This is a genomic window from Micromonospora sp. NBRC 101691 (assembly GCF_030269285.1).
Classification (GTDB): domain Bacteria; phylum Actinomycetota; class Actinomycetes; order Mycobacteriales; family Micromonosporaceae; genus Micromonospora; species Micromonospora echinospora.
In genome coordinates this window covers 93,391-113,841 of the sequence record NZ_BSTB01000012.1, presented here as the reverse complement: position 1 = coordinate 113,841, position 20,451 = coordinate 93,391, and the positions used below count along the sequence as shown (strand labels likewise).

General features: G+C 73.7%; 19 protein-coding genes. 14 read left to right on the top strand and 5 right to left on the bottom strand.

Translation table 11 applies throughout. The annotated features are described in order from the left end of the window. The first annotated feature begins 59 nt into the window (after positions 1 to 59). From kdd to QSK20_RS19300, 6 genes are read left to right on the top strand one after another with little or no spacing between them, the layout of a single operon-like run. The gene (kdd, locus tag QSK20_RS19325) at positions 60 to 1,121 is read left to right on the top strand and encodes an L-erythro-3,5-diaminohexanoate dehydrogenase (protein ID WP_285789991.1); all 1,062 of its coding nucleotides are present in this window, start codon (positions 60 to 62) and stop codon (positions 1,119 to 1,121) included. Between the two features lie 4 nt (positions 1,122 to 1,125). Beyond that, positions 1,126 to 2,697 (top strand): amidohydrolase, encoded by a 1,572-nt coding sequence (locus QSK20_RS19320; RefSeq protein ID WP_285789990.1) that lies wholly within the window; start codon positions 1,126 to 1,128, stop codon positions 2,695 to 2,697. Continuing rightward, the gene (gene kamD, locus QSK20_RS19315) at positions 2,694 to 4,253 is read left to right on the top strand and encodes a lysine 5,6-aminomutase subunit alpha (RefSeq protein ID WP_285789989.1); all 1,560 of its coding nucleotides are present in this window, start codon (positions 2,694 to 2,696) and stop codon (positions 4,251 to 4,253) included. Before QSK20_RS19320 ends, kamD begins: the two co-directional genes overlap by 4 nt. Further along, positions 4,250 to 5,002 carry a lysine 5,6-aminomutase subunit beta gene (gene kamE, locus QSK20_RS19310; protein ID WP_285789988.1) on the top strand — a complete coding sequence of 251 codons (753 nt, stop codon included), beginning with the start codon at positions 4,250 to 4,252 and terminating at the stop codon, positions 5,000 to 5,002. The genes kamD and kamE overlap by 4 nt, the downstream gene beginning before the upstream one ends. Further along, positions 4,999 to 5,391 (top strand): 3-aminobutyryl-CoA ammonia lyase, encoded by a 393-nt coding sequence (gene kal / locus QSK20_RS19305; RefSeq protein WP_285789987.1) that lies wholly within the window; start codon positions 4,999 to 5,001, stop codon positions 5,389 to 5,391. Before kamE ends, kal begins: the two co-directional genes overlap by 4 nt. Continuing rightward, on the top strand, positions 5,388 to 6,722 hold the full coding sequence (locus QSK20_RS19300; protein WP_285789986.1) for a glutamate mutase L: 1,335 nt from the start codon (positions 5,388 to 5,390) through the stop codon (positions 6,720 to 6,722). The genes kal and QSK20_RS19300 overlap by 4 nt, the downstream gene beginning before the upstream one ends. A gap of 47 nt (positions 6,723 to 6,769) precedes the next feature. On the opposite strand, the gene QSK20_RS19295 is transcribed toward QSK20_RS19300, so the two are convergent. Further along, complete coding sequence (locus tag QSK20_RS19295; protein WP_285789985.1) at positions 6,770 to 8,140, bottom strand: PhoX family protein; 1,371 nt, start codon at positions 8,138 to 8,140, stop codon at positions 6,770 to 6,772. 536 nt (positions 8,141 to 8,676) lie between these two features. Beyond that, complete coding sequence (locus QSK20_RS19290; RefSeq protein ID WP_285789984.1) at positions 8,677 to 9,261, bottom strand: helix-turn-helix domain-containing protein; 585 nt, start codon at positions 9,259 to 9,261, stop codon at positions 8,677 to 8,679. Between the two features lie 76 nt (positions 9,262 to 9,337). Between QSK20_RS19290 and QSK20_RS19285 the strand changes: the two genes are divergently transcribed. From QSK20_RS19285 to QSK20_RS19270, 4 genes are read left to right on the top strand one after another with little or no spacing between them, the layout of a single operon-like run. Then, positions 9,338 to 10,915 (top strand): FAD-dependent oxidoreductase, encoded by a 1,578-nt coding sequence (locus QSK20_RS19285; RefSeq protein WP_285789983.1) that lies wholly within the window; start codon positions 9,338 to 9,340, stop codon positions 10,913 to 10,915. Positions 10,916 to 10,965: 50 nt separating this feature from the next. Next, positions 10,966 to 12,558, top strand: coding sequence for an apolipoprotein N-acyltransferase (lnt, locus tag QSK20_RS19280; protein ID WP_502888947.1), 1,593 nt, complete (start codon positions 10,966 to 10,968; stop codon positions 12,556 to 12,558). A 52-nt stretch (positions 12,559 to 12,610) separates the two neighbouring features. Continuing rightward, entirely contained in the window at positions 12,611 to 13,396 is a 786-nt protein-coding gene (locus QSK20_RS19275) for a polyprenol monophosphomannose synthase (protein WP_285789981.1), read from the top strand. Positions 13,397 to 13,452: 56 nt separating this feature from the next. Further along, positions 13,453 to 13,980 carry an FxsA family protein gene (locus QSK20_RS19270; RefSeq protein WP_285789980.1) on the top strand — a complete coding sequence of 176 codons (528 nt, stop codon included), beginning with the start codon at positions 13,453 to 13,455 and terminating at the stop codon, positions 13,978 to 13,980. A gap of 66 nt (positions 13,981 to 14,046) precedes the next feature. On the opposite strand, the gene QSK20_RS19265 is transcribed toward QSK20_RS19270, so the two are convergent. Continuing rightward, the gene (locus tag QSK20_RS19265) at positions 14,047 to 14,388 is read right to left on the bottom strand and encodes an RNA polymerase-binding protein RbpA (protein ID WP_046564157.1); all 342 of its coding nucleotides are present in this window, start codon (positions 14,386 to 14,388) and stop codon (positions 14,047 to 14,049) included. 249 nt (positions 14,389 to 14,637) lie between these two features. Continuing rightward, positions 14,638 to 15,774, bottom strand: a complete 1,137-nt coding sequence (locus QSK20_RS19260) for a coiled-coil domain-containing protein (RefSeq protein WP_285789979.1) — start codon at positions 15,772 to 15,774, stop codon at positions 14,638 to 14,640. Between the two features lie 127 nt (positions 15,775 to 15,901). Here QSK20_RS19260 and QSK20_RS19255 point away from each other — a divergent pair, with 127 nt between their 5' ends. After that, positions 15,902 to 16,381, top strand: a complete 480-nt coding sequence (locus QSK20_RS19255; protein ID WP_285789978.1) for a DnaJ family domain-containing protein — start codon at positions 15,902 to 15,904, stop codon at positions 16,379 to 16,381. Between the two features lie 91 nt (positions 16,382 to 16,472). Here QSK20_RS19255 and QSK20_RS19250 read toward each other — a convergent pair whose 3' ends face one another. Then, positions 16,473 to 17,132 (bottom strand): GbsR/MarR family transcriptional regulator, encoded by a 660-nt coding sequence (locus QSK20_RS19250; protein WP_285789977.1) that lies wholly within the window; start codon positions 17,130 to 17,132, stop codon positions 16,473 to 16,475. A gap of 192 nt (positions 17,133 to 17,324) precedes the next feature. Here QSK20_RS19250 and QSK20_RS19245 point away from each other — a divergent pair, with 192 nt between their 5' ends. From QSK20_RS19245 to rox, 3 genes are all read left to right on the top strand, one after another. Continuing rightward, entirely contained in the window at positions 17,325 to 18,530 is a 1,206-nt protein-coding gene (locus QSK20_RS19245; protein WP_285789976.1) for a cytochrome P450, read from the top strand. A 4-nt stretch (positions 18,531 to 18,534) separates the two neighbouring features. After that, entirely contained in the window at positions 18,535 to 18,732 is a 198-nt protein-coding gene (locus QSK20_RS19240; protein ID WP_285789975.1) for a ferredoxin, read from the top strand. 248 nt (positions 18,733 to 18,980) lie between these two features. Further along, positions 18,981 to 20,408 (top strand): rifampin monooxygenase, encoded by a 1,428-nt coding sequence (rox, locus tag QSK20_RS19235; protein ID WP_285789974.1) that lies wholly within the window; start codon positions 18,981 to 18,983, stop codon positions 20,406 to 20,408. The last annotated feature ends 43 nt before the right edge of the window (positions 20,409 to 20,451 follow it).

Genomic DNA, 20,451 nt, shown 5'->3' with positions numbered 1-20,451 from the left:
TTCCCGCTACGCGAGCCCCTGGCCGGGGGTTCGGGCGGTTGCACAGGGGGAGGGGTGCCGTGACGTCACCGGTTGGTCTGCATCGCGTCGTGGAGCCGGCGGGGGTGCTGCCGCAGGCGGCGTGGCGGTTGGACGCCGCGCGGGAGATCGCGCCGAACGAGGTGCGGATCCGGGTGGAGCGGTTGAATCTGGACGCGGCGAGTTTCCGACAGTTGTCGGAGAAGCACGGTGGTGACGGGGAGAAGGTCCGCGCCGAGGTTCTGGAGATCATTTCCCAGCGGGGGAAGATGCAGAATCCGGTGACCGGGTCGGGTGGGATGTTGATCGGCACGGTCGAGGAGGCGGGGCGGCGGTCGCCGTTGGGGTTGCGGTCGGGGGACCGGGTGGCGACGTTGGTGTCGTTGACGTTGACGCCGTTGGTGGTGACCGACGGGTTGGCCCGCTGGGACGGGCGTAGTGAGCAGGTGCCGTGTGACGGGTGGGCGATCCTGTTCGCGCGGTCGATCGCGGCGGTGTTGCCGGCGGATCTGGATCCGGAGTTGTCCCTCGCGGTGCTGGACGTGTGTGGTGCGCCGGCGTTGACGGCGCGGGTGGTGGCCGAGCAGGTGGCGCGGCGGGAGCGGGACGGTGATCCGCGGCCGGTGACGGTGGCGGTGGTGGGGGGCGCGGGGAAGAGCGGTTCGTTGTCGCTGGCGGCGGCGCGGCGGGCGGGTGCCGGCCGTACGGTCGGGGTGGTGCCGGTGGTGGCGGAGCGGGACGCGTTGGTGGCGTCGGGGTTGGCCACGGAGGTGGCGTTGGCCGACGCGCGGGATCCGGTGGCGTTGTCGTCGGCGGTGACCACGGCGTTGGGGGTGCCGGCGGACGTGACGGTGGTGTGCGTGGACGTGCCGGGGTGTGAGCACGGGGCGGTGCTGGCGACGGCGGACGGTGGCACGGTGGTGTTCTTCTCGATGGCGACGAGTTTCGCGGCGGCGGCGTTGGGGGCGGAGGGTCTGGCCGCGGACGTGACGATGCTGGTGGGGAACGGGTACGTGCCGGGTCACGCGGAGTTGGCGTTGGATCTGGTGCGGTCGGAGCCGGGGGTGCGGGGGCTGTTCGCGGCGCGGTTGGCGGCAGGATAGGGCCATGACGAACCCCTCGACGTTGTACCGCGGTGGTGTGCTGCACTGTCCGGCGGATCCTGGCGCGTCGGCGCTGCTGGTGCGGGACGGGCGGATCGCCTGGTTGGGGTCGGCGGCGGAGGCGCCGTCGGCGGACCGGGTGGTGGACCTGGACGGGGCGTTGGTGACGCCGGCGTTCGTGGACGCGCATGTGCACGCGACGGACACGGGTCTGGTGTTGTCGGGGTTGGATCTGTCGGGGGCGCGGTCGGCGGGTGGGGTGTTGGACGCGGTGGCGTCCTTCGCCGCGGGTCTGCCGGGTGACGCGGTGGTGTTGGGGCACGGCTGGGACGAGTCGGCCTGGTCGGATGCGGTGTTGCCGGACGCGGTGGCGTTGGACCGGGCGGCGGGTGGTCGTCGGGTGTATCTGTCGCAGGCGTCGATCCATTCGGCGTTGGTGTCGCAGGCGATGCTGGCGGCGTGTCCGGAGGTGGTGTCGGCGGCGGGGTTCGACGCGTCGGGTTGGGTGCGTCGGGATGCGCATCATGTGGTGCGGGCGGCGGCGTTCGCGTCGGTGTCGCGGGCGCAGCGGGTGGCGGCGCAGCGGGCGGCGTTGGCGCATGCGGCGTCGTTGGGGATCGCGGCGGTGCACGAGTGTGGTGGTCCGGAGATCTCCGACGAGGAGGATTTCACGGGTCTGTTGGCGTTGTCGGGTGCCGGTGTGCCGGAGGTGTACGGGTACTGGGGTGAGTTGGGTGGTGCGGCGCGGGCCCGGGAGTTGGGGGCGGTGGGTGCCGGGGGTGACCTGTTCGCGGACGGGGCGTTGGGGTCGCGGACGGCGTTCGTGTCGGAGCCGTACCGGGATTCGCGGTCGGGGTCGTGTGGGCACGGGTATCTGACGGTGGAGCAGGTGCGTGACCATTTGTTGGACTGTGCGGCGCACGGGTTGCAGGGTGGGTTCCACGCGATCGGTGACGCGGCGATCGGCACGGTGTTGGCGGGGTTCGCGGGGGCTGCGGAGCGGTTGGGCGTGGACCGGTTGCGGGCGGCGCGGCACCGGGTGGAGCACGCGGAGATCATGAGTCGGCGGTTGATCGCGGGGTTCGTGGAGTTCGGGATCGTGGCGTCGATGCAGCCGGCGTTCGACCGGTTGTGGGGTGGCGCGGGGCGGATGTACGAGTCGCGGCTGGGGTTGGACCGGTCGTTGGCGTCGAATCCGATGGGGGCGATGCATTCGGTGGGGGTGGCGTTGGCGTTCGGGTCGGATTCGCCGGTGACGCCGTTGGATCCGTGGGGGTCGGTGCGGGCGGCGGTGGCGCATCACAATCCGGCGCAGCGGATGAGTGTGCGGGCGGCGTTCGCGGCGCACTCGCGGGGTGGTTGGCGGGCGGTGCATCTGGACAGTGAGGGTGTGTTGGCGTTGGGTGCGCCGGCGACGTTCGCGGTGTGGTCGACGCCGGCGGGGGTGGACCGGGGGTTGCCGGTGCTGGTGGCGGCGGATCCGGAGGTGCGGGGGCCGGGGGATCCGACGCCGTTGCCGGTGTGTCGGCGCACGGTGCTGCGCGGCGAGGTGATCTATGAGGAAGGGTCGTCGTGACGGGAAAGCTTGACCTCGATCCTCGGTTGGTGGCGCGGGCGCGGGAGTTGGCGCGTCGGGCGGGGCAGCCGGTGGTGGAGTTGGCGCGTGGCCACACGACGGTGTCGGTGGAGCGGGCGGTGTTGCGGCTGGCGGGGGTGTCGGGCGCGGATCCGGACGGTATTCCGTGGGTGAACCGGCTGGTGGACGCGGTGGTCGCGGACGTGGGGCTGGGGCACGGGGTGGCGGTGCCGGTGTTCGAGGCGATGGCGCGGGAGCAGATCGCGGATGTGACGTTGCTGGCGCAGAAGGCGGCGGCGGGGTCGGTGCGGTTCGTGGTGCCGTCGGGTAGGGCGGCGGGTGCGGCGCGGCGGTCGGCGCGGAAGGCGGTCGCTGCGGGAATCCGGGTCGTCGACCGGCGGCGCGCCGAGCGGGACCGGTTGGTCAAGCGGTTCGGGGATGCGCCGCGGCGGCCGTGGGTGTATCTGATCGTGGCGACGGGGGACATCTACGAGGACATTCCGCAGGCGCAGGCGGCGGCGCGGGCGGGTGCGGACGTGATCGCGGTGATCCGGTCGACGGGGCAGTCGTTGTTGGACTATGTGCCGGAGGGGGCGACGCGGGAGGGGTTCGCGGGGACGTACGCGACGCAGGAGAATTTCCGGTTGATGCGGGCGGCGTTGGATGAGTCGTCGCGGGAGTTGGGCCGGTATGTGCGGTTGACGAATTACGCGTCGGGGTTGTGCATGCCGGAGATGGCGACTCTTGCCGGCCTGGAGCGGCTGGACATGATGTTGAACGATTCGATGTACGGGATTCTGTTCCGGGACATCAATCCGATTCGGACGTTCGTGGATCAGCGGTTCTCGCGGCAGGTGCACGCGCGGGCGGGGATCATCATCAACACCGGTGAGGACAACTACCTGACCACGGCGGACGCGGTGGACGAGGCGCACACGGTGACGGTGTCGCAGCTGCTGAACGAGTTCTTCGCGCACGAGGCGGGGTTGGCGGACTGGCAGTTGGGGTTGGGGCACGCGTTCGAGATCAATCCGGATGTGCCGGAGTCGTTCCGGTTGGAGTTGGCGCACGCGTTGTTGGCGCGGGAGTTGTTTCCGGACGCGCCGTTGAAGTGGATGCCGCCGACGAAGCACATGACCGGTGACGTGTTCCGGGGGAACCTGTTGGACGGGTTCTTCAATCTGGTGGGTGCGATGACGGGGCAGGGGATCCTGCTGGTGGGGATGATGACCGAGGCGGTGGTGACGCCGTGGTTGTCGGACCGGGACATCGCCCTGCAGAACGTCCGGTACGTCCTCGGGGCGGCCGGTGGGCTGCACGAGGATTTCGTGCCGGCGTCGGGTGGGTTCATTCAGCAGCGGGCCAACCGGGTGCTCGGTGAGGCGGTGGATCTGCTGGAGCGGATCGGGGAGCAGTCGTTGTTGACGGCGATCGCCGAGGGCACGTTCGGGATCATGCGGCGTCCGGCGGACCGGGGTAAGGGTCTGGACGGGGTGGCGGCGCACGAGGCGGACTACTACAACCCGGCGACGGACATCCTGGAGCAGCCGGCATGAGCGGGAAGACGGTCGTGCGGCCGTACGGGGACACCACCGGTGACGGGATGGTGCAGGTGTCGTTCACGTTGCCGGTGCCGCACGACAAGCGCGGCGAGGGCGCGGCGGTGCAGTTGGCGAACAAGATGGGCATCGATCCGGCGATGCTGGTGCACGCGAAGCAGATGGGTGACGGGTTCACGTTCTTCGTGGTGTACGGGCGGGTGAACCATCTGGTGGACGTGTCGGCGGTGCAGGTGGTGGAGCGGGACTTTCCGTTGTTGTCGGCGCGGGAGGTGAACGCGGTGGTGAAGCGGCGGTTGCGGCGGAAGTTGTCGGTGGTGGGGGCGTGTATCGGCACGGACGCGCACACGGTGGGCATCGACGCGATCCTGAACGTGAAGGGCATCGCGGGGGAGAAGGGCCTGGAGTACTACCGGGAGTTGAAGGTCACCAATCTGGGTGCGCAGGTGAGTGTGCCGGAGCTGGTGGAGGCGGCGCGGGTGGAGCGGGCGGATGCGGTGCTGGTGTCGCAGGTGGTGACGCAGCGGGACGCGCATCTGCACAACACGCGGGAGATGACGGCGGCGTTCCGGGAGGCGATGCCGGCGGGGCGGCGTCCGCTGCTGGTGGTGGGTGGGCCGCGGTTCGACGAGACGATGGCCGCCGAGTTGGGTGTGGATCGGATCTTCGGGCGGGGCACCACGCCGGGTGAGGTGGCGAGTTATCTGGTGCACGCGTTGGTGACGAGCAGGGGGGCGGGAGCATGAGTGATTCGCGGGTCGGGTTGACGGTCACGCACCGCCGGTATGTGCCGTACGCGCATGCCCACTACGCGGGGAACCTGGTGGACGGGGCGTACGCGTTGGGGTTGTTCGGGGACGTGGCGACGGAGGTGTGTATCCGCACGGACGGCGACGAGGGGTTGTTCGCGTCGTATTCGGATGTGCAGTTCCGGGCGCCGATGCGGGCGGGGGACGTGCTGGAGGTGTCGGCGACGGTGACCCGGGTGGGGACGCGGAGCCGGACGATCGACTTCGAGGCGCGGGTGGTGTGTCGGGGGCGCCCGGAGCGGGGTGAGTCGGCGGCGGAGGTCCTGGCGGAGCCGGTGGTGGCGGTGACGGCGACGGGCACGGTGGTCGTGCCGGCGGCGGCGTGAGTCTGGCGGTCTGCGCCGACGTCGGTTCCACGTGGACGAAGGTCGGGGTGGTGGACCTCGACGGCGGGCTGCTGGTGGGGTCGGCGGCGGCGCCGACGACGGTGGGCACGGATGTGCTGCACGGTCTGGACGCGGCGGTGGCGGCGGCCACCGCCGGGCTGGACGGTGCGGGGCGTGCGCCGTGGTATGTGTGTTCGTCGGCCGGTGGTGGGTTGCGGCTGGCGGTGGTGGGCTACGAGCCTCTCGTGACGGCGCAGGCGGGCCGGCGGGTGGGGTTGTCGGCGGGCGCGCACGTGGTGCACGTGGCGGCGGGGCGGCTCGGCGGGGCGGACGTGTCGGCGTTGCGGGCGGCCCGCCCGGACGTGGTGCTGCTGGTGGGTGGCACCGACGGTGGGGACGCGGACACGGTGACCCACAACGCGACGCGGTTGGCGCGGGCGCGGTGGCGGGTGCCGGTGGTGGTGGCCGGGAACGTCGATGTGCGCGACGAGGTGTGTGCGCTGCTGGCCGGGGCGGGGGTGCCGGTGACGGCGGCGGAGAACGTGCTGCCGCGCATCGGGGTGCTGGCGCCGTCGTCGGCGCGGGCGGCGATCCGGGAGGTGTTCCTGCGGCACGTGATCGGCGGGAAACGTCTGTCGCGGGGGCCGCGGTTCGCGCGGCTGGTGCGGGCGGCCACTCCGGACGCGGTGTTGACGGGGGTGGAGGTCCTCGCTGACACGGTCGGCGGTGACCTGGTGGTGGTGGACGTCGGTGGGGCCACCACGGACGTGTACTCGGTGTTGACGCCGGACGAGCGGGCCGACGGGCCGGGTCGGGAGGTGGCGGGGTCGCTGTGGCGGGCGCGGACCGTCGAGGGGGACCTGGGGATGCGGTGGAGCGCTCCGGGGGTGGTGCGGGCGGCGGTGGAGGAGCGGCTGCTCGACGCGGCGGGGCAGGAGGAGTTGACGGCGGTGGCCGCGTTGCGGGCCGCCGATCCGGGGTTCGTGCCGTCCTCGCCCGGGGAGCGGGCGGTGGAGGGGCGGATCGCGGCGCTGGCGGCGACGGTGGCGGTGCGTCGGCACGCGCGGGGCGCGGCGACGGGGGAACGGTCGGGGCGGGATCTGCGGGGCGTGCGGCTGCTGGTCGGTTCGGGTGGGGTGTTGCGGCATGCGTCGGCGGCGGAGGCGGCCGGGGTGTTGGCGGCGGTGTTGGGTGACCACGCGGGCGGGTGGGCGGTGCCGAGGGCGGCGCGGGCCGTGGTGGACGCCTCGTACGTGCTGGCCGCGGCGGGGTTGCTGGCGGCTGATCATCCGCAGGTGGCGCGGGCGGTGCTGGGGGCGCATCTGGGGTGACCGGGTCGCCCCCGGTGACAGCTCCGCACCGGGGGCGACGTCGCGGGTCAGAGCGAACCGCGCCGCCACGGGCCGGTGATGGCGAAGGTGATGCCGGGGCTCTGCGCGTTGACGAACAGCCAGTTGCCGTTCTTCGGTTCGAAGGTGGATCCGCACCATTCGGAGCCGGAGTAGTCGCCGGGGGCGACGGTCTTGCCGGGGACGCCGCCGGTGGGGACGACGACCTGGTTGAGGGCGAACGGGAAGATCTCCCCGTCGGTGGTGAGGCCGTGCAGGTATTCGCCGGAGCTGCCGTCCTCGCAGAGGACGATGCCGCCGCGGGGGCTGACGCAGATGTTGTCGGGGTTGTTGAGGATGGCCGCGTCGGGGGAGGCGAACAGCACCCGCATCCGCTCGGTGGTCGGGTCGTACTCGAAGACCTGGCCCTGGCCGGCGGGGCCACCGCTGGTGGAGACGATGTAGACGCGGTCGTTGCCGTACCAGGCGCCTTCGAGGCGGCGGAACGCGGCGCCGCCGAGGGCGATGCCCTGCCGTACGCAGCTGGTCTCGCCGGGGCCGGGGTCGGGGTTGCCGATGGTGACCCAGGTGAGGTTGTCGTAGCGGGTGTCGGTGCCGTCGCCGTAGGTGGAGTACGACGAGCCGTCGGGGGTGGGGATGACGAGCATCTGCAGGGTGCCGCCGGCGGCCAGGTTCCCCCGGGTGGTGGGCAGGTACCGGTAGAGGCCGGAGGGGGTGGCGTCCTCGGTGAGGTAGACGATGCCGGTGCGGGGGTCGACGGCGACGGCTTCGTGGCTGAAGCGGCCCATGTCCGTCAGGGGCCGCGGGTCGCCCTTGCCGGTGTGGGGGACTTCGAACACGTAGCCGTGGCGGGTGCCGTCGGGGCCGAGTTCGGTGGTTTCCTCGCAGGTCAGCCAGGTGCCCCAGGGGGTGGGTCCGCCGGCGCAGTTGCGGATGGTGCCGCCGAGGCTGGCCCAGGAGCCGGTGAACTGTCCGGCGTCGGGGTCGAACACGAGGGTGGTGGTGCCGCCGGTGGCGGCCGGGTTGTAGGCGGGGGTGGTGAACGCGCTGCCGTAGCCGCCGCGTTCGTGGTTGCGGACGAGGGCGACGGTGCCGTCGGCGCGGCGGAACGCGGCCATGCCGTCGTGGGAGCCGGGGGTGCGCAGCCCGTCGGTCATCAGGTCGCCGGTCCAGCCGTAGCTGAGGTATTCGAAGCCGCGGGGCAGGCGCAGCAGTTCCAGGCCGGTGCTCTGGTCGCGGGTGGGGTGCAGCGGTCCGTAGTCGGGGCTGGCGGGGAGCTTGGCCAGTGGGGCGGCGCCGGCGGTGCGGGCGCCGAGGGCGTCGAGCGGGCCGAGCGCGGCCAACGCGGCGGCGGTCACGGAGCCACGCAGGACGCCACGGCGGGTCGGTTGGGTTGCCATCACGGCTACCTCCTGGGTTGAGGGGGGCGGTGCGCCGCTGACGGTAGGCCGCGGTGAGCTGGGCTTTCATCGGACGGGACGTGAATCTTGTCGGAACGTCGGGCGTGGGTGCGCGGTGCCGGCCACCGGCCGGTCGGGCGACGCGCCGGGGGCGACACGCCGTGCCGGGGCACACGACTGGCCGGGGCGGGTTGACAGTGCCCGGGGGGTGGCACGTACCGTCTTTGAGTCCTACTACGGGGAAGCGGCTGTTGTTCGCTTCGTCCCTTCGTCCGCTGGCCGAGCGACCAGATGGGTTGCGGCGGCCAGGTCCAGCGGGCGGGGGTCGGCGGGGCGGCGCGAACCGGCCGCGGTTACCGGTGTACGGGCAGGGTGAGGTGCACGGCCAGTAGACAACGGCCCGGCGGGGGCAGCCAGTCCACCGCCCGGTCGGTCCGAAGGTCGGCGTGCCTGGCTCTCGCCCCACCGGCCGGGGAGGGCCTGGGAGCATCGGGGCGCGGCAGTAGCCGCGCCCCGATTTTCGTGTGTCCCCGGGGTCAGCGTGGCGACGGGCGGGCGCGGACGTGGAGCCGTTCGCCCTGGGGTCCGTACAGGTTCAGGATCTCCGCCGGGTGCGGGTCGGGGTTGGCGACGGCGTGCGGCACCCGGGTGTCGAACTCGGCGACCTCTCCGGGGGTGAGGATGAGGTCGTGGTCGCCGAGGATCAGTCGGACCCGCCCGGAGAGCACGTAAAGCCACTCGTAGCCCTCGTGGGTGTTGGGTTGCGGGTCGGCGGGGGTGTGCGGCGGGATGATCTGTTTGAACGCCTGGAGGCCGCCGGGGCGGCGGGTCAGGGGCAGGAACGTCATGCCGTTGCGCACGATCGGGCGGGGGTGCACGCGCGGGTCGGCGGTGGGGGCGGCGCCGACGAGGTCGTCGAGGGGCACCTGGTGGGCGCGGGCCAGGGGGAGCAGCAGTTCCAGGGTGGGGCGGCGCTGTCCGGATTCCAGGCGGGACAGGGTGCTGACGGAGATGCCGGTGGTCTGCGCCAGTTGGGTGAGGGTGGTGCCGCGTCGGGTGCGCAGGGCCCGGAGTCGGGCGCCGACGCCGGCCAGGACCGTCGCCTCGTCGTCGTTTGCCATAACAGCAAGGATAGTTGCCGTCGGCGGGCGGGTGGCGCACCGTGGGGGTCGACGGACGACGAGACAGGGGCGTGTGATGGACGACAGGTACGACGTGGTGGTCATCGGTGGCGGCGCGGCCGGACTCGCCGGCGCGGTGGCCCTGGCCCGGGCCCGCCGGTCGGTGCTGGTCATCGACGCGGGCGAGCCCCGCAACGCCTCCGCCGGCGGGGTGCACAACCACCTGGGCCGCGAGGGCAGCCCCCCGGCGGAGCTGCTCGCGTCGGCCCGCGCCGACGTCACCGGCTACGGCGGGCACCTCGTCGACGCGACGGTCACCACCGTCGGCCGCGACGACGACGGATTCCGGGTCGACCTGGCCGACGGGCGGGACGTGCGGGCACGGCGGCTGCTGGTGGCCACCGGCGGCGTGGACGCGCTGCCCGACGTGCCCGGCCTGGCGCAGCGGTGGGGACGGGACGTGCTGCACTGCCCGTACTGCCACGGCTGGGAGGTCCGTGACCGGCGCGTCGGGGTCCTCGCCGACGGGCCGCTGGGGGTGCGGCAGGCCCTGCTGTGGCGGCAGTGGAGCGACCAGGTGCTGCTGCTGCGGCACCACGGTGACGCGCCCGACCCGACGCAGGCCGAGCAGCTCGCCGCGCGGGCCGTCACCGTCGTCGACGGGCCGGTCACCGGCCTGGTCGTCGACGACGACCAGCTCACCGGGGTCCGTCTCGCCGACGGGAGCCTGGTGCGGGTCGACGCGCTCGTGGTGGCGTCCCGGCTGGCCGCCCGCGCCGACATGCTCGCCCCGCTCGGTCTGCGGCCGGTCGACGTCGAGCACGAGGGGCAGCTCGTCGGCACCCGGATCCCCGCCGACGCGTTCGGCGCCACCGACGTGCCCGGCGTGTGGGTGGCCGGTAACGCCACCGCCGTGGCCGCGACGGTCGTCGTGTCCGCCGCGCAGGGCGTGACCGCCGCCGGGGCGATCAACGCCGACCTGGTCGCCGAGGACACCGCCCACGCGGTCGCCGCGTACCGGCACGACCTGGCGACCATGTTCGAGCAGGACGCCTGGGAGGACCGCTACCGGTCCCGGTCGGCGGTGTGGAGCGGCAACCCCAACCCGCAGTTGGTCGCCGAGGCCGCTGACCTGCCGGCCGGGCGGGCCCTCGACGTCGGCTGCGGGGAGGGCGCCGACACGGTGTGGCTGGCCCGGCGCGGCTGGCGGGTCACGGGCGTGGACATCGCCCCCACCGCGGTGGAACGCGCCGCCGCGCACGCCGCCGACGCCGGGGTCGCCGACCGGGTCACCACCCGGCAGGCCGACGTGCGGGTCGACGCGCCCGAGCCGGGCGCCTACGACCTGGTGTCGGCGCAGTTCATGCACCTGCCGTCCGGGCAGTGGCGGGACCTCGTGGCCCGGCTGGCCGACGCGGTGGCCCCCGGCGGCACCCTGCTGCTGGTCGGCCACCACCCCCTCGACCTGCGCACCACGGCCCGGCGGATGCACTTCCCCGACCTGATGTTCACCGCCGAGCAGGCCGCCGACCTGCTCGACACGGCCCGCTGGCAGGTCCGTGTCGCGCAGACCCGGCCCCGCGCCGCCGTCGACCCCGACGGCCGGGACGTCACCGTCCACGACGCCGTCCTGGTCGCCCGTCGGCTGCCCTGAGGCGTCCCGCCGGCGGACGGGTAGCCTTCAACGCTGTGATCCGAGGTGAGGTGCCGGTGAAGACGCTTGACGAGGTACGCCCCGCCGACGCCGGCACGCCGCCGCCCCGTCCGCTGCCCCTGCCGGTCGCGGCCGGACTGGCGGTGGTGGCCGGGCTGGCGCTGCTGCTGGCGTTCCCCCCGTACGGGTGGTGGCTCCTCGCCGTGGTCGGCGTGGCGGCGCTCGCCGCGGCGACGCACCGCCGTCGGGTCCGCGCCGGCGCCGCCCTGGGGTTCGTCACCGGGGTGACGCTGTTCGCGCCGCTGCTGGCCTGGACGAACCTGCACACCGGCTACCTGCCGTGGGTGCTGCTGAGCCTATCCCAGGCCGCCTACCTGGCGTTGCTCGGCGCGGCAGGCGCGTACGTGTCGCCGCTGGTCGACCGGCACCGGGCGGTGTGGCCGGCGGTGACCGGGCTGCTGTGGGTGGGGCAGGAGGCGCTGCGCGACCGGACCCCGTTCGGTGGGTTCCCGTGGGGGCGGTTGGCGTTCAGTCAGGGCGACTCGCCGCTGCTGCGGCTGGCCGTGCTCGGCGGCGCCCCGCTGGTCACCTTCGCCGTGGCGCTCTCCGGTGGGCTGCTGCTGACGTGGCTGTGGCGGCGGCCGTGGCAGCGGCCCCGTCCGTCGGCCCTGCTGCCGGCCGTCGGGCTGGTCGCCGTGCTCGCCGTCGCGCTGGCCGCGCCGGTGGGGCTGCGCGGCGGCGACGAGCGGATCACCGTGGCGATCGTGCAGGGCAACGTGCCGCGTCTCGGTCTGGACTTCAACGCCCAACGGCAGGCGGTGCTGAACAACCACGTCGAGGCGACCCTGGACCTGGCCCGTCAGGTCACCGCCGGGCAGGCCCGCCGACCCGACCTGGTGGTGTGGCCGGAGAACTCCAGCGACATCGACCCGCTGCGGGACACCACCGCCGGGGCGCGGATCTCCCGGGCCGCCGACGCGATCGGCGCGCCGATCCTCGTCGGCGCGGTGCTGCGGGGCCCCGGCGAGGGGCAGGTGCGCAACGCGGGGCTGCTGTGGCGGCCCGGCAGCGGCCCCGACACCGGACAGCTGTACACCAAACGGCATCCGGTGCCGTTCGCCGAGTACGTGCCCATGCGGGACCTGGCGCGGATGGTCAGCAAGCAGGTCGACCGGGTCCGGGCGGACTTCGTGCCCGGTGACACGCCGGGGGTGCTGGACACCGGCGACGCGGTCCTCGGCGACGTGATCTGCTTCGAGGTCGCCTACGACGGGCTGGTCCGCGACACCGTCACCGGTGGCGCGCAACTGCTGGTGGTGCAGACCAACAACGCCACGTTCGACGAGTCGGAGGCGTTGCAGCAGATGGCGATGGTCCGGTTGCGGGCCGTCGAGCACGGCCGCGACGCGTTGATGGCCTCCACGGTCGGGGTGTCCGGGTTCGTCTCCCCCGACGGGCGGGTAGACGGGGCGACCGGGTTCAACACCGGCGCGGTGGTGGTCCGGCAGATGCGGCTCGGTGACGGGCTGACCCCCGCCACCCGGCTGGGGGTGTGGCCGGAGGTGCTGCTGCTGGTGGCCGCCGGCCTCGTCCTGGCCGGCGCGACGGTGCGGCGTCGCCGACCGGTGACGGCACCCGGGTAGCAGGCACGACGGTCGGCCCCGCCCGGGGCCGACGCGACCGGGGGAGGTCCAGGTGGGCGAGCAGACCGGCCGGACGGCCGGAGGTCCGGATGTGGTGGGGCGGGTGCTGGTGGTGGTGCCCACCTACAACGAAGCCGACAACCTCGCCGGGATCGTCGACCGGGTCCACCGGCACGCGCCCGCCGTGGACGTGCTGGTCGCCGACGACAACAGCCCCGACGGCACCGGGGCGGTCGCCGACGGTCTGGCCCGCGTCGACGACCGGGTGCACGTGCTGCACCGCGACGGCAAGGACGGGCTCGGCGCGGCGTACCTGGCGGGGTTCGCGTGGGCGCGGCGGCGCGGCTACGACGCGGTGGTGGAGATGGACGCCGACGGGTCGCACGCCCCGGAGGACCTGCCGGCGCTGCTGCACGCCGCCCGGGACGCCGACGTGGTCATCGGGTCCCGGTGGCAGCGCGGCGCGCGGGTGCTGAACTGGCCGTGGCGGCGGCTGCTGCTGTCCCGGGGCGGCAACTGGTACGCCCGGTGGGCCCTCGGCGTTCCGGTGTCCGACGCCACCGGCGGGTACCGGGTGTACCGGCTGCGGGCCCTGGACGCCGTCGACCTGGACGGGGTGTCCTCGCGGGGCTACTCGTTCCAGGTGGAGCTGTCCCGGCTGCTGCACCGGGCCGGGGCGCGGATGGTGGAGGTGCCGATCACGTTCGCCGAGCGGGAACGCGGGTCCAGCAAGATGAGCCCGTGGATCGTGCTGGAGGCGCTGTGGCGGATCACCCTGTGGGGGTTGCAGGACCGGCGGTGGGGACGACGCCGGCCGGTCGCCGGCCGGTGGCCGTGACCGGGGCCCGTGGCATCCTTGACCAGGACAGCGTCGCCGAGGCCGGATGAGGTGTGATGCGCCGGACGTGGAGGTTCGTACCGCTGGGGTTGCTGGCCGGGTTGGTCGCCGAGGTGGCGGTGTTCGTGCTGGTCGGCCAGGCGATCGGGTTCGCCTGGGCGGTGCTGGTGGTGTTCGCCGCGTCCCTGGCGGGTCTGCTGCTGCTGCGCCGGGAGGGCATGCGCGCGTGGCGGGGTTTCCGGGTCAGTGTCGAGTCGCAGCAGCCGCCGGGCCGGCAGCTGACCGACGGGCTCGTCGGTCTGGTCGGCGCGTTGCTGCTGGCCGTGCCGGGCCTGGTCAGTGGCGCGGTGGGGCTGGCGTTGCTGGCGCCGCCGCTGCGTCGGCTCGCCGGGGCGGGCGTGCAGCGGGCCACGGAGCGGCGGGTGTCGTCGATGGTCGCCGGTGACCTGTTCGGTCCCCGCCGGGTGCGGGTGTACCGGGGGGCGACGCAGCCGACCACCGAACCGGGTCCGCCGCCTCAGCAGCCCCGGCCGGCCGACCCGGCCGCCGCGATCGAGGGGGAGATCGTCGAACCGGGCCGGTGAGGCCCCGTGGCATACGACGAGCCCCCGGGACGGATGTCGTCCCGGGGGCTCGTCGTGGTCGGTGGGTCAGGCGCGACCGCGGCGGGTGCGGACCTCCTGGAGCCGCTCGGCGAGGATGTCCTCCAGCTCGGCGATGGACCGCCGCTCCAGCAGCATGTCCCAGTGGGTGCGCGGCGGCTTGGCCTTCTTCTGCTCGGGCTCGCTGCCGTCGACCAGCCGGGCGACGCTGCCGTCGAACTTGCACTCCCAGGTCGTCGGGACCTCGGCGTCGACGGCGAACGGCACCTCGAACTGGTGACCCTTGGCGCAGAGGTACTCGCGGGTCTGACGCGGCGCGAGCTCCGTGTTGCGGTCGGACTCGTAGCTGACCGCGCCCAGACGGCTGCCGCGCAGCATACGCTCGCCCATGTTCGACTTCCCCTCGTTGGTGGTGCTGGTCTTCTCGGTGTAACGGCCCGCCGTCGCCGGAGCATTCCCCGGTTACGGCGGGTGACGCGGCCACGCCTGTCGGGTGGGCCTGGCCGGACCACGCCGGTCGCCCGGCGGGACGCCCCGGCCGGGTGGGAGACGGTGGAGTGTGCTGGCTGTCACCTGTATGGTACCCGGCCGCCACCGGTGTGCCCTGACGGCGACCGGTGCGCGTGCCGGCCGGGCCCGTCAGCGCGGCGTCGCCGACCCCAGCCGGGCCAGCGCCGTGGCCAGGTCGCTGACCTGGTCGGCCAGCTGGGCGGCGCGGGTCACCGCCGCGTCCCGGTCGGTTTCGGCCGCGCGGAGCCGTACGGCCAGCTCCGCCAGGCGGGCCTCGGCGGTGGCCGCCGCCGCCCGGGCGTCCGCGGCCTTGGTGGTGAGCCGGTCCCGGTGGGCGGACAGGGCGGCGGTCTCCTCCCGGGCCCGCCCGGCCGTGGCGGCGCTCTCCGCGCGGGCGGCGTCGGCGTCGGCCCGGGCCGCCTCGGCCGACCGGGTCGCATCGACGGCGTCCCGGCGGGCCTGTTCCGCCTCGGCGCGGGCCCGGTCGGCGGCCGCGCGGTGCGTGTCGGCGTCATGGCGGGCGGCCGCCGCGTCGGCCTGTGCCCGGTCGGCGCGGGCGGCCGCTTCGGCGGCATCCCCGGTGGCCCGGTCGGCGTCGGCGCGGGCGGTGTCCCGTTCGGCGGTCAGCTCGGCGACCCGACGCCGTTCGGTGTCCCGTTCCGCGCGGACGGTCCGCAGGTCGTGGCGGGCCGCGTCCCGGTCCCGTTCGGCCTGCACCCGCAGCGCCTCGGCGGCGCTGGCCGTCCGCTGCGCGGTGTCGCGGGCCGTCTCCGCGTCCGCCGCCCGGGCGACGGCCCGCGCGGTGTCCTCGGCGTGCCGGGCCGCGTCGGCGCGGGCGGTGTCCCGCTCGGCGACGGCGTCCTGGGCGGCCCGGCGGGCGGCCACCGCGGCGGCCCGCGCGTCCTCGGCGGCCCGGCGGGCCTCGTCCCGTTCGGTGTGGGCCTGCGCCACCTGACCGGCGGCCTCCGCGCGGACCTGGGCGAGCTGCCGTTCCACCCCGACCGGGGACAGCTCGGCGTGCAGGGACTCGCTCAGGGACTCCACGAGCTGGTCGAGCCGGTCCACCGCCTCCCAGGTCCGGGCCACCTGCCCGGCCAGACCGGGGGCGTTGCGGTGCCGCATCCGGCTGTTGCGGGACGCCCGCTGGCAGGCGCCGTCGTTGTCACGGCAGTACCGGAACGGGCGGCCCGCGCCGGCGCGTTGCGGCACGTCACGTCCGCAGTGCGCGCAGGGACGGGTGTCGACGGGGGTGGCCTGCTCGTCCATCGAGGGCGAAGTCTAGGCCACCGTCGGGCGGCGCCCGGCCGCCGTCCGGGCCGGCGGGGTGGGAACACGGCCCGCCGGTGGGGCATCCTGGTGGCAGGGCGGCCGACGACACGGGGGAGGTTCCGGCATGACCTACGCGTGGGAGGCGGCGGTCGAGGCGCAGATCCGCGCCGCCGTGGAACGCGGTGAGTTCGACAACCTGCCCGGCGCGGGCCGCCCCATCCCCGGCCGGGACCTGCCGTACGACGAGCAGTGGTGGATCAAGGGGCTCCTGGAGCGGGAGAAGATCCCCGCCGAGGCGCTGCTGCCCACCCCGCTGCTGCTGCGTAAACGTGCCGAGCGGCTGCCCGAGGAGGTGCGGGACCTGCCCACCGAGGCGGCGGTGCGGGCGTGCGCGAAGGAGCTGAACACGCAGATCGTGGCGTGGCTGCGCACTCCGACCGGGCCCCGGGTGGTGGTCCGGCCGGTCGACGTTGACGCGGTCGTCGGGCAGTGGCGCGCGGCCCGTGCCCGGCCGGCGCCGGCCCCCGACGTCCCTGCTGTCGGGGACGGGTCCGAGCGGCGCGCCCGGCGACGCCGCTGGTGGCGTCGCACGCCCCGGCCGTAGCGTCGGATCCCGGCCGGCCAGCCTCCGACCGGGACCAACCCTCGCCGCCGCGCTCGGACGCGCGGTGGGTTCGGCGCGCCGGACGCCCCGGTCACCCCAGGAGGACGCGCCAGCGGTCGGCGGACTCCATCCCGTCCAGGCTGACCCGCTCCAGGAACGCCCCCGCCCTGGCCAGTCGCTGCCCCACGGGATTGTCGGGGCCGGACGTCGCCGCCGCGGCCAGCGCGGCCCGTGCCGCCTCGAGCGTCTGCCGGGCACCGATCACGACCGAGTGGTACCACGCCTCGTCGTCGACGACGTAGACGTCGTGACGCCGCTGCGGATCGCGCTCACGCCGGACGTACCCGTGCCGGACCAGATAGTTGACCGCCACCGAGACGGACGCCGGGCTGACCTGCAACCTGTGGGCCAGTTGGGCGGCGGTGCGTGTGCCGTCCTCGGACAGCAGCAGGTCGACGTGCACGCGTGCCGTCATCCGGGGCAGCCCGCTGCGGACCGCCAACTCGATGATCTCCTCTCCCGCCGTGTCACCGGGCGGCCCGGCCGCCGATGGGGGAGCGGGTGTGCCACGTCGCGCCCGCTGGGCCGTCACCCGGTGCGCCCGCTGGGGCTGGTAGCCGCCGGGGCCGCCGTTGCGTCCGACCTCCCGGCTGATCGTCGAGGTCGGCCGGTCGAGCCGCCGCGCGATCTCGGCGTAGGAGAGCCCACCGGCGAGTCCGGCGGCGATGCGCTGACGGTCCTGCTGGGTCAATCGTCCTCCTGGCATTCCGCCAGCATTGCCTTCGTCGTCATTCATTGCAACGCCGCATTGCATTAGCCGTCAACGTCATTGCACCAATTTCCCGCCGCCCAGCTGGGTGAATGGCTTTCGGCTGATTGACATCCAATTCGAATGCGCCGTAGCTTTCGGGCATCGTCAAATGCCAGGAGATGAGGAATGGCGATGGGTGAACCCCTGCACACCGTCACGGCCCTGCCGACGGCACGTCGCCCCGGCTGCCCCTTCGACCCGCCGGCGGAACTGGTCGACGCCCGCCGGCACGGCCCCATCAGCCGCTACCCGTTCCCCGGCGGCGTACCCGGCTGGCTGGTCACCGGATACGACCTGGTCAGGTCGGTCCTGGCCGACCCACGGTTCAGCTCCCGCAAGGAGCTCATGCGTCACCCGACCATCGACTACGGAGACATCGAGGTCCCTCCGGCGCCACCCGGCGAGTTCCTCCTCATGGACGAACCCCGGCACAGCCGCTACCGGAAACCGCTGATGGGCAGGTTCACCGTACGGCGGATGCGGCTGCTCACCGAACGCGTCGAGCAGATCACCGCCGACCACCTGGACGCCATGGCGGCAGCCGGCCCGCCGACGGACCTGGTGACCGCGTTCGCCCGGCCCATCCCCGCCATCGTGATCTGTGAGCTGCTGGGCGTGCCGTACCAGGACCGGGGGGCGTTCCAGGACCAGGTCGACTCGTTCATGAACGGCGAGACCAGCGACGAGGACCTGTTCGCCGCCTACACGGCGACCCAGGACTACCTGGCGGAACTGGTGGCCGCCAAACGCGCGAACCCCACCGACGACGTGCTCAGCGACCTCACCGACAGCGACCTCACCGACGAGGAACTGAAGGGGATGGCCCTGATCCTGCTGGCGGCCGGACTCGACACCACCGCGAACATGCTGGCCCTCGGCACGTTCGCGCTGCTGCGCAACCCGGAACAACTGGCCGCGTTGCGCGCCGACCCCGGGCTCGCCGACGGGGCCGTGGAGGAACTGCTGCGCTACCTCAGCGTCGCCAAGACGTTCATGCGGACGGCACTGGAGGACGTCGAGGTGGGCGGCCAGACCATCCGGGCCGGCTCGCCGGTGATCCTGTCGTACCACACCGCCAACCGGGACCCCGAGCGCTTCGCCGACCCGCACGTGCTCGACCTCCGCCGGCAGGACGGCGGGCACCTCGCCTTCGGCCACGGCATCCACCAGTGCCTGGGGCAGCAGTTGGCGCGCGTCGAGCTTCGGGTCGCGTTCCCCGCGCTGGTCGACCGTTTCCCCACGCTGCGTCTGGCCGTCCCACCGGAAGAGGTCGACCTGCGCCCGGAGACCGCGGACATCTACGGGGTGAAGAGTCTCCCCGTCACCTGGGACGTGTGAGGCGGTGCGGGTCTCCGTGGACGTCGAGCGCTGCGTCGGCTCCGGGATGTGCGTGTTGACGGCCGGCGAGGTGTTCGACCAGCGTCCGCAGGACGGGAAGGCGGTCGTCCTGCGACCGGTGCCACCCGCCGACACACGGGACTCCGTCCTGGAGGCTGTCGACCGGTGCCCGGTCGCGGCGATCGTCCTGTCCACTCCCTGACTCGGACCGGAAGAACCCGGATCTTCGGGGAGAGGAATCGTTCACGTCCGACGACGAAGTGTGAGGAGATCCCCCCACTCCTGGCCACTTTCAACATATAGCGCACCGGGGGTCTTGCGGCAAGACCCGGGTCGTGGCCCAGAATCGTCGGCCGAGGCCAGCCCTGACGAGAGACCACGGATTCTCGACGTACGTGCGCACTGTCGGCGTACCGCACGAAACAGCTGGCCGGAAAATGGGGGACCCTCGTGATTGACGTGATCGTGGCCGGCGGTGGACCGACCGGACTGATGCTGGCGAGCGAGTTGCGGCTGCACGGCGTGCACGTGCTCGTGCTGGAGAAGGAGACGGCGCCGACCCCGGTTGTCCGCGCGCTCGGTCTGCACGTACGCAGCATCGAGATCCTGGACCAGCGTGGTCTGCTGGAGCGGTTCCTCGCGCACGGCCGGCAGCACCCCGTCGGTGGATTCTTCGCCGGCATCGCCAAACCCGCACCCGACGGGCTGGACACCGCGCACCCGTATGTCCTCGGCATTCCGCAGCCCACCACCGACCGCCTGCTGACCGAACACGCCGTCGACGTCGGCGTCGAGATCCGACGGGGCCGCGCACTGGTGGGGCTGACCCAGGACGACGACGGGGTGACCGCCGAGCTGGCCGACGGCACCCGGTTGCGCTCGCGCTGGCTCGTGGGCTGCGACGGCGGTCGCAGCACCGTGCGCAAGCTGCTCGGTGTCGGCTTCCCCGGCGAGCCCTCCACGGCCGACACGCTGCTCGGTGAGATGGAGGTGGCCGAGGACCCGGCGACGGTCGCCGCCGTCGTCGCGGAGGTCCGCAAGACCCAGCTGCGGTTCGGCGTCGGGCCCGTCGGTAACGGGATGAACCGCGTCGTCGTGCCTGCCGAAGGGGTGGCCGAGGACCGGTCGGTCCCACCGACCCTCGACGAGTTCAAACGGCAGCTACGGGTGTTCGCCGGCACCGACTTCGGTGTGCACTCACCGCGCTGGCTGTCCCGCTTCGGCGACGCCACCCGACAGGCCGAGCGCTACCGGGTCGGCCGGGTGCTGCTGGCCGGCGACGCGGCGCACGTCCACCCGCCGACCGGCGGGCAGGGCCTCAACCTCGGCATCCAGGACGCGTTCAACCTCGGCTGGAAGCTGGCCGCCGCGGTCGACGGCTGGGCGCCGGAGGGACTGCTGGACAGCTACCACACCGAACGGCATCCGGTCGCCGCCGACGTGCTGGTGAACACCCGCGCGCAGATGGAGCTGACGTCCACCGCGCCGGGCGCCCAGGCGGTGCGCCGGCTGCTGTCGGAGCTGATGGACTTCGAGGACGTGAACCGGCACCTGGTCGAGAAGATCACCGCGATCGGGATCCGCTACGACGTCGGCGCCGGCCACGAACTGCTCGGCCGGCGGATGCGGGACGTCCGGCTGGGGCGGGGACGCCTCTACGAGCTGATGCGCGGCGGCCGTGGACTGCTGCTCGACCGTACCGGTCGGCTCTCGCCGGCCGGCTGGGCGGACCGGGTCGACCACGTCGTCGACACCGGCGACGAACCGGACGTGCCCGCCGCGCTGCTGCGCCCGGACGGCCACGTGGCGTGGGTCGGTGACGACCAGCAGGATCTGCTCGGTCAGCTGCCCGGGTGGTTCGGCGCTGCCCGCGGTTGAGCAGGGTCGCGGCCCAGCCACCACGCCGGGCGACGCCCACCCG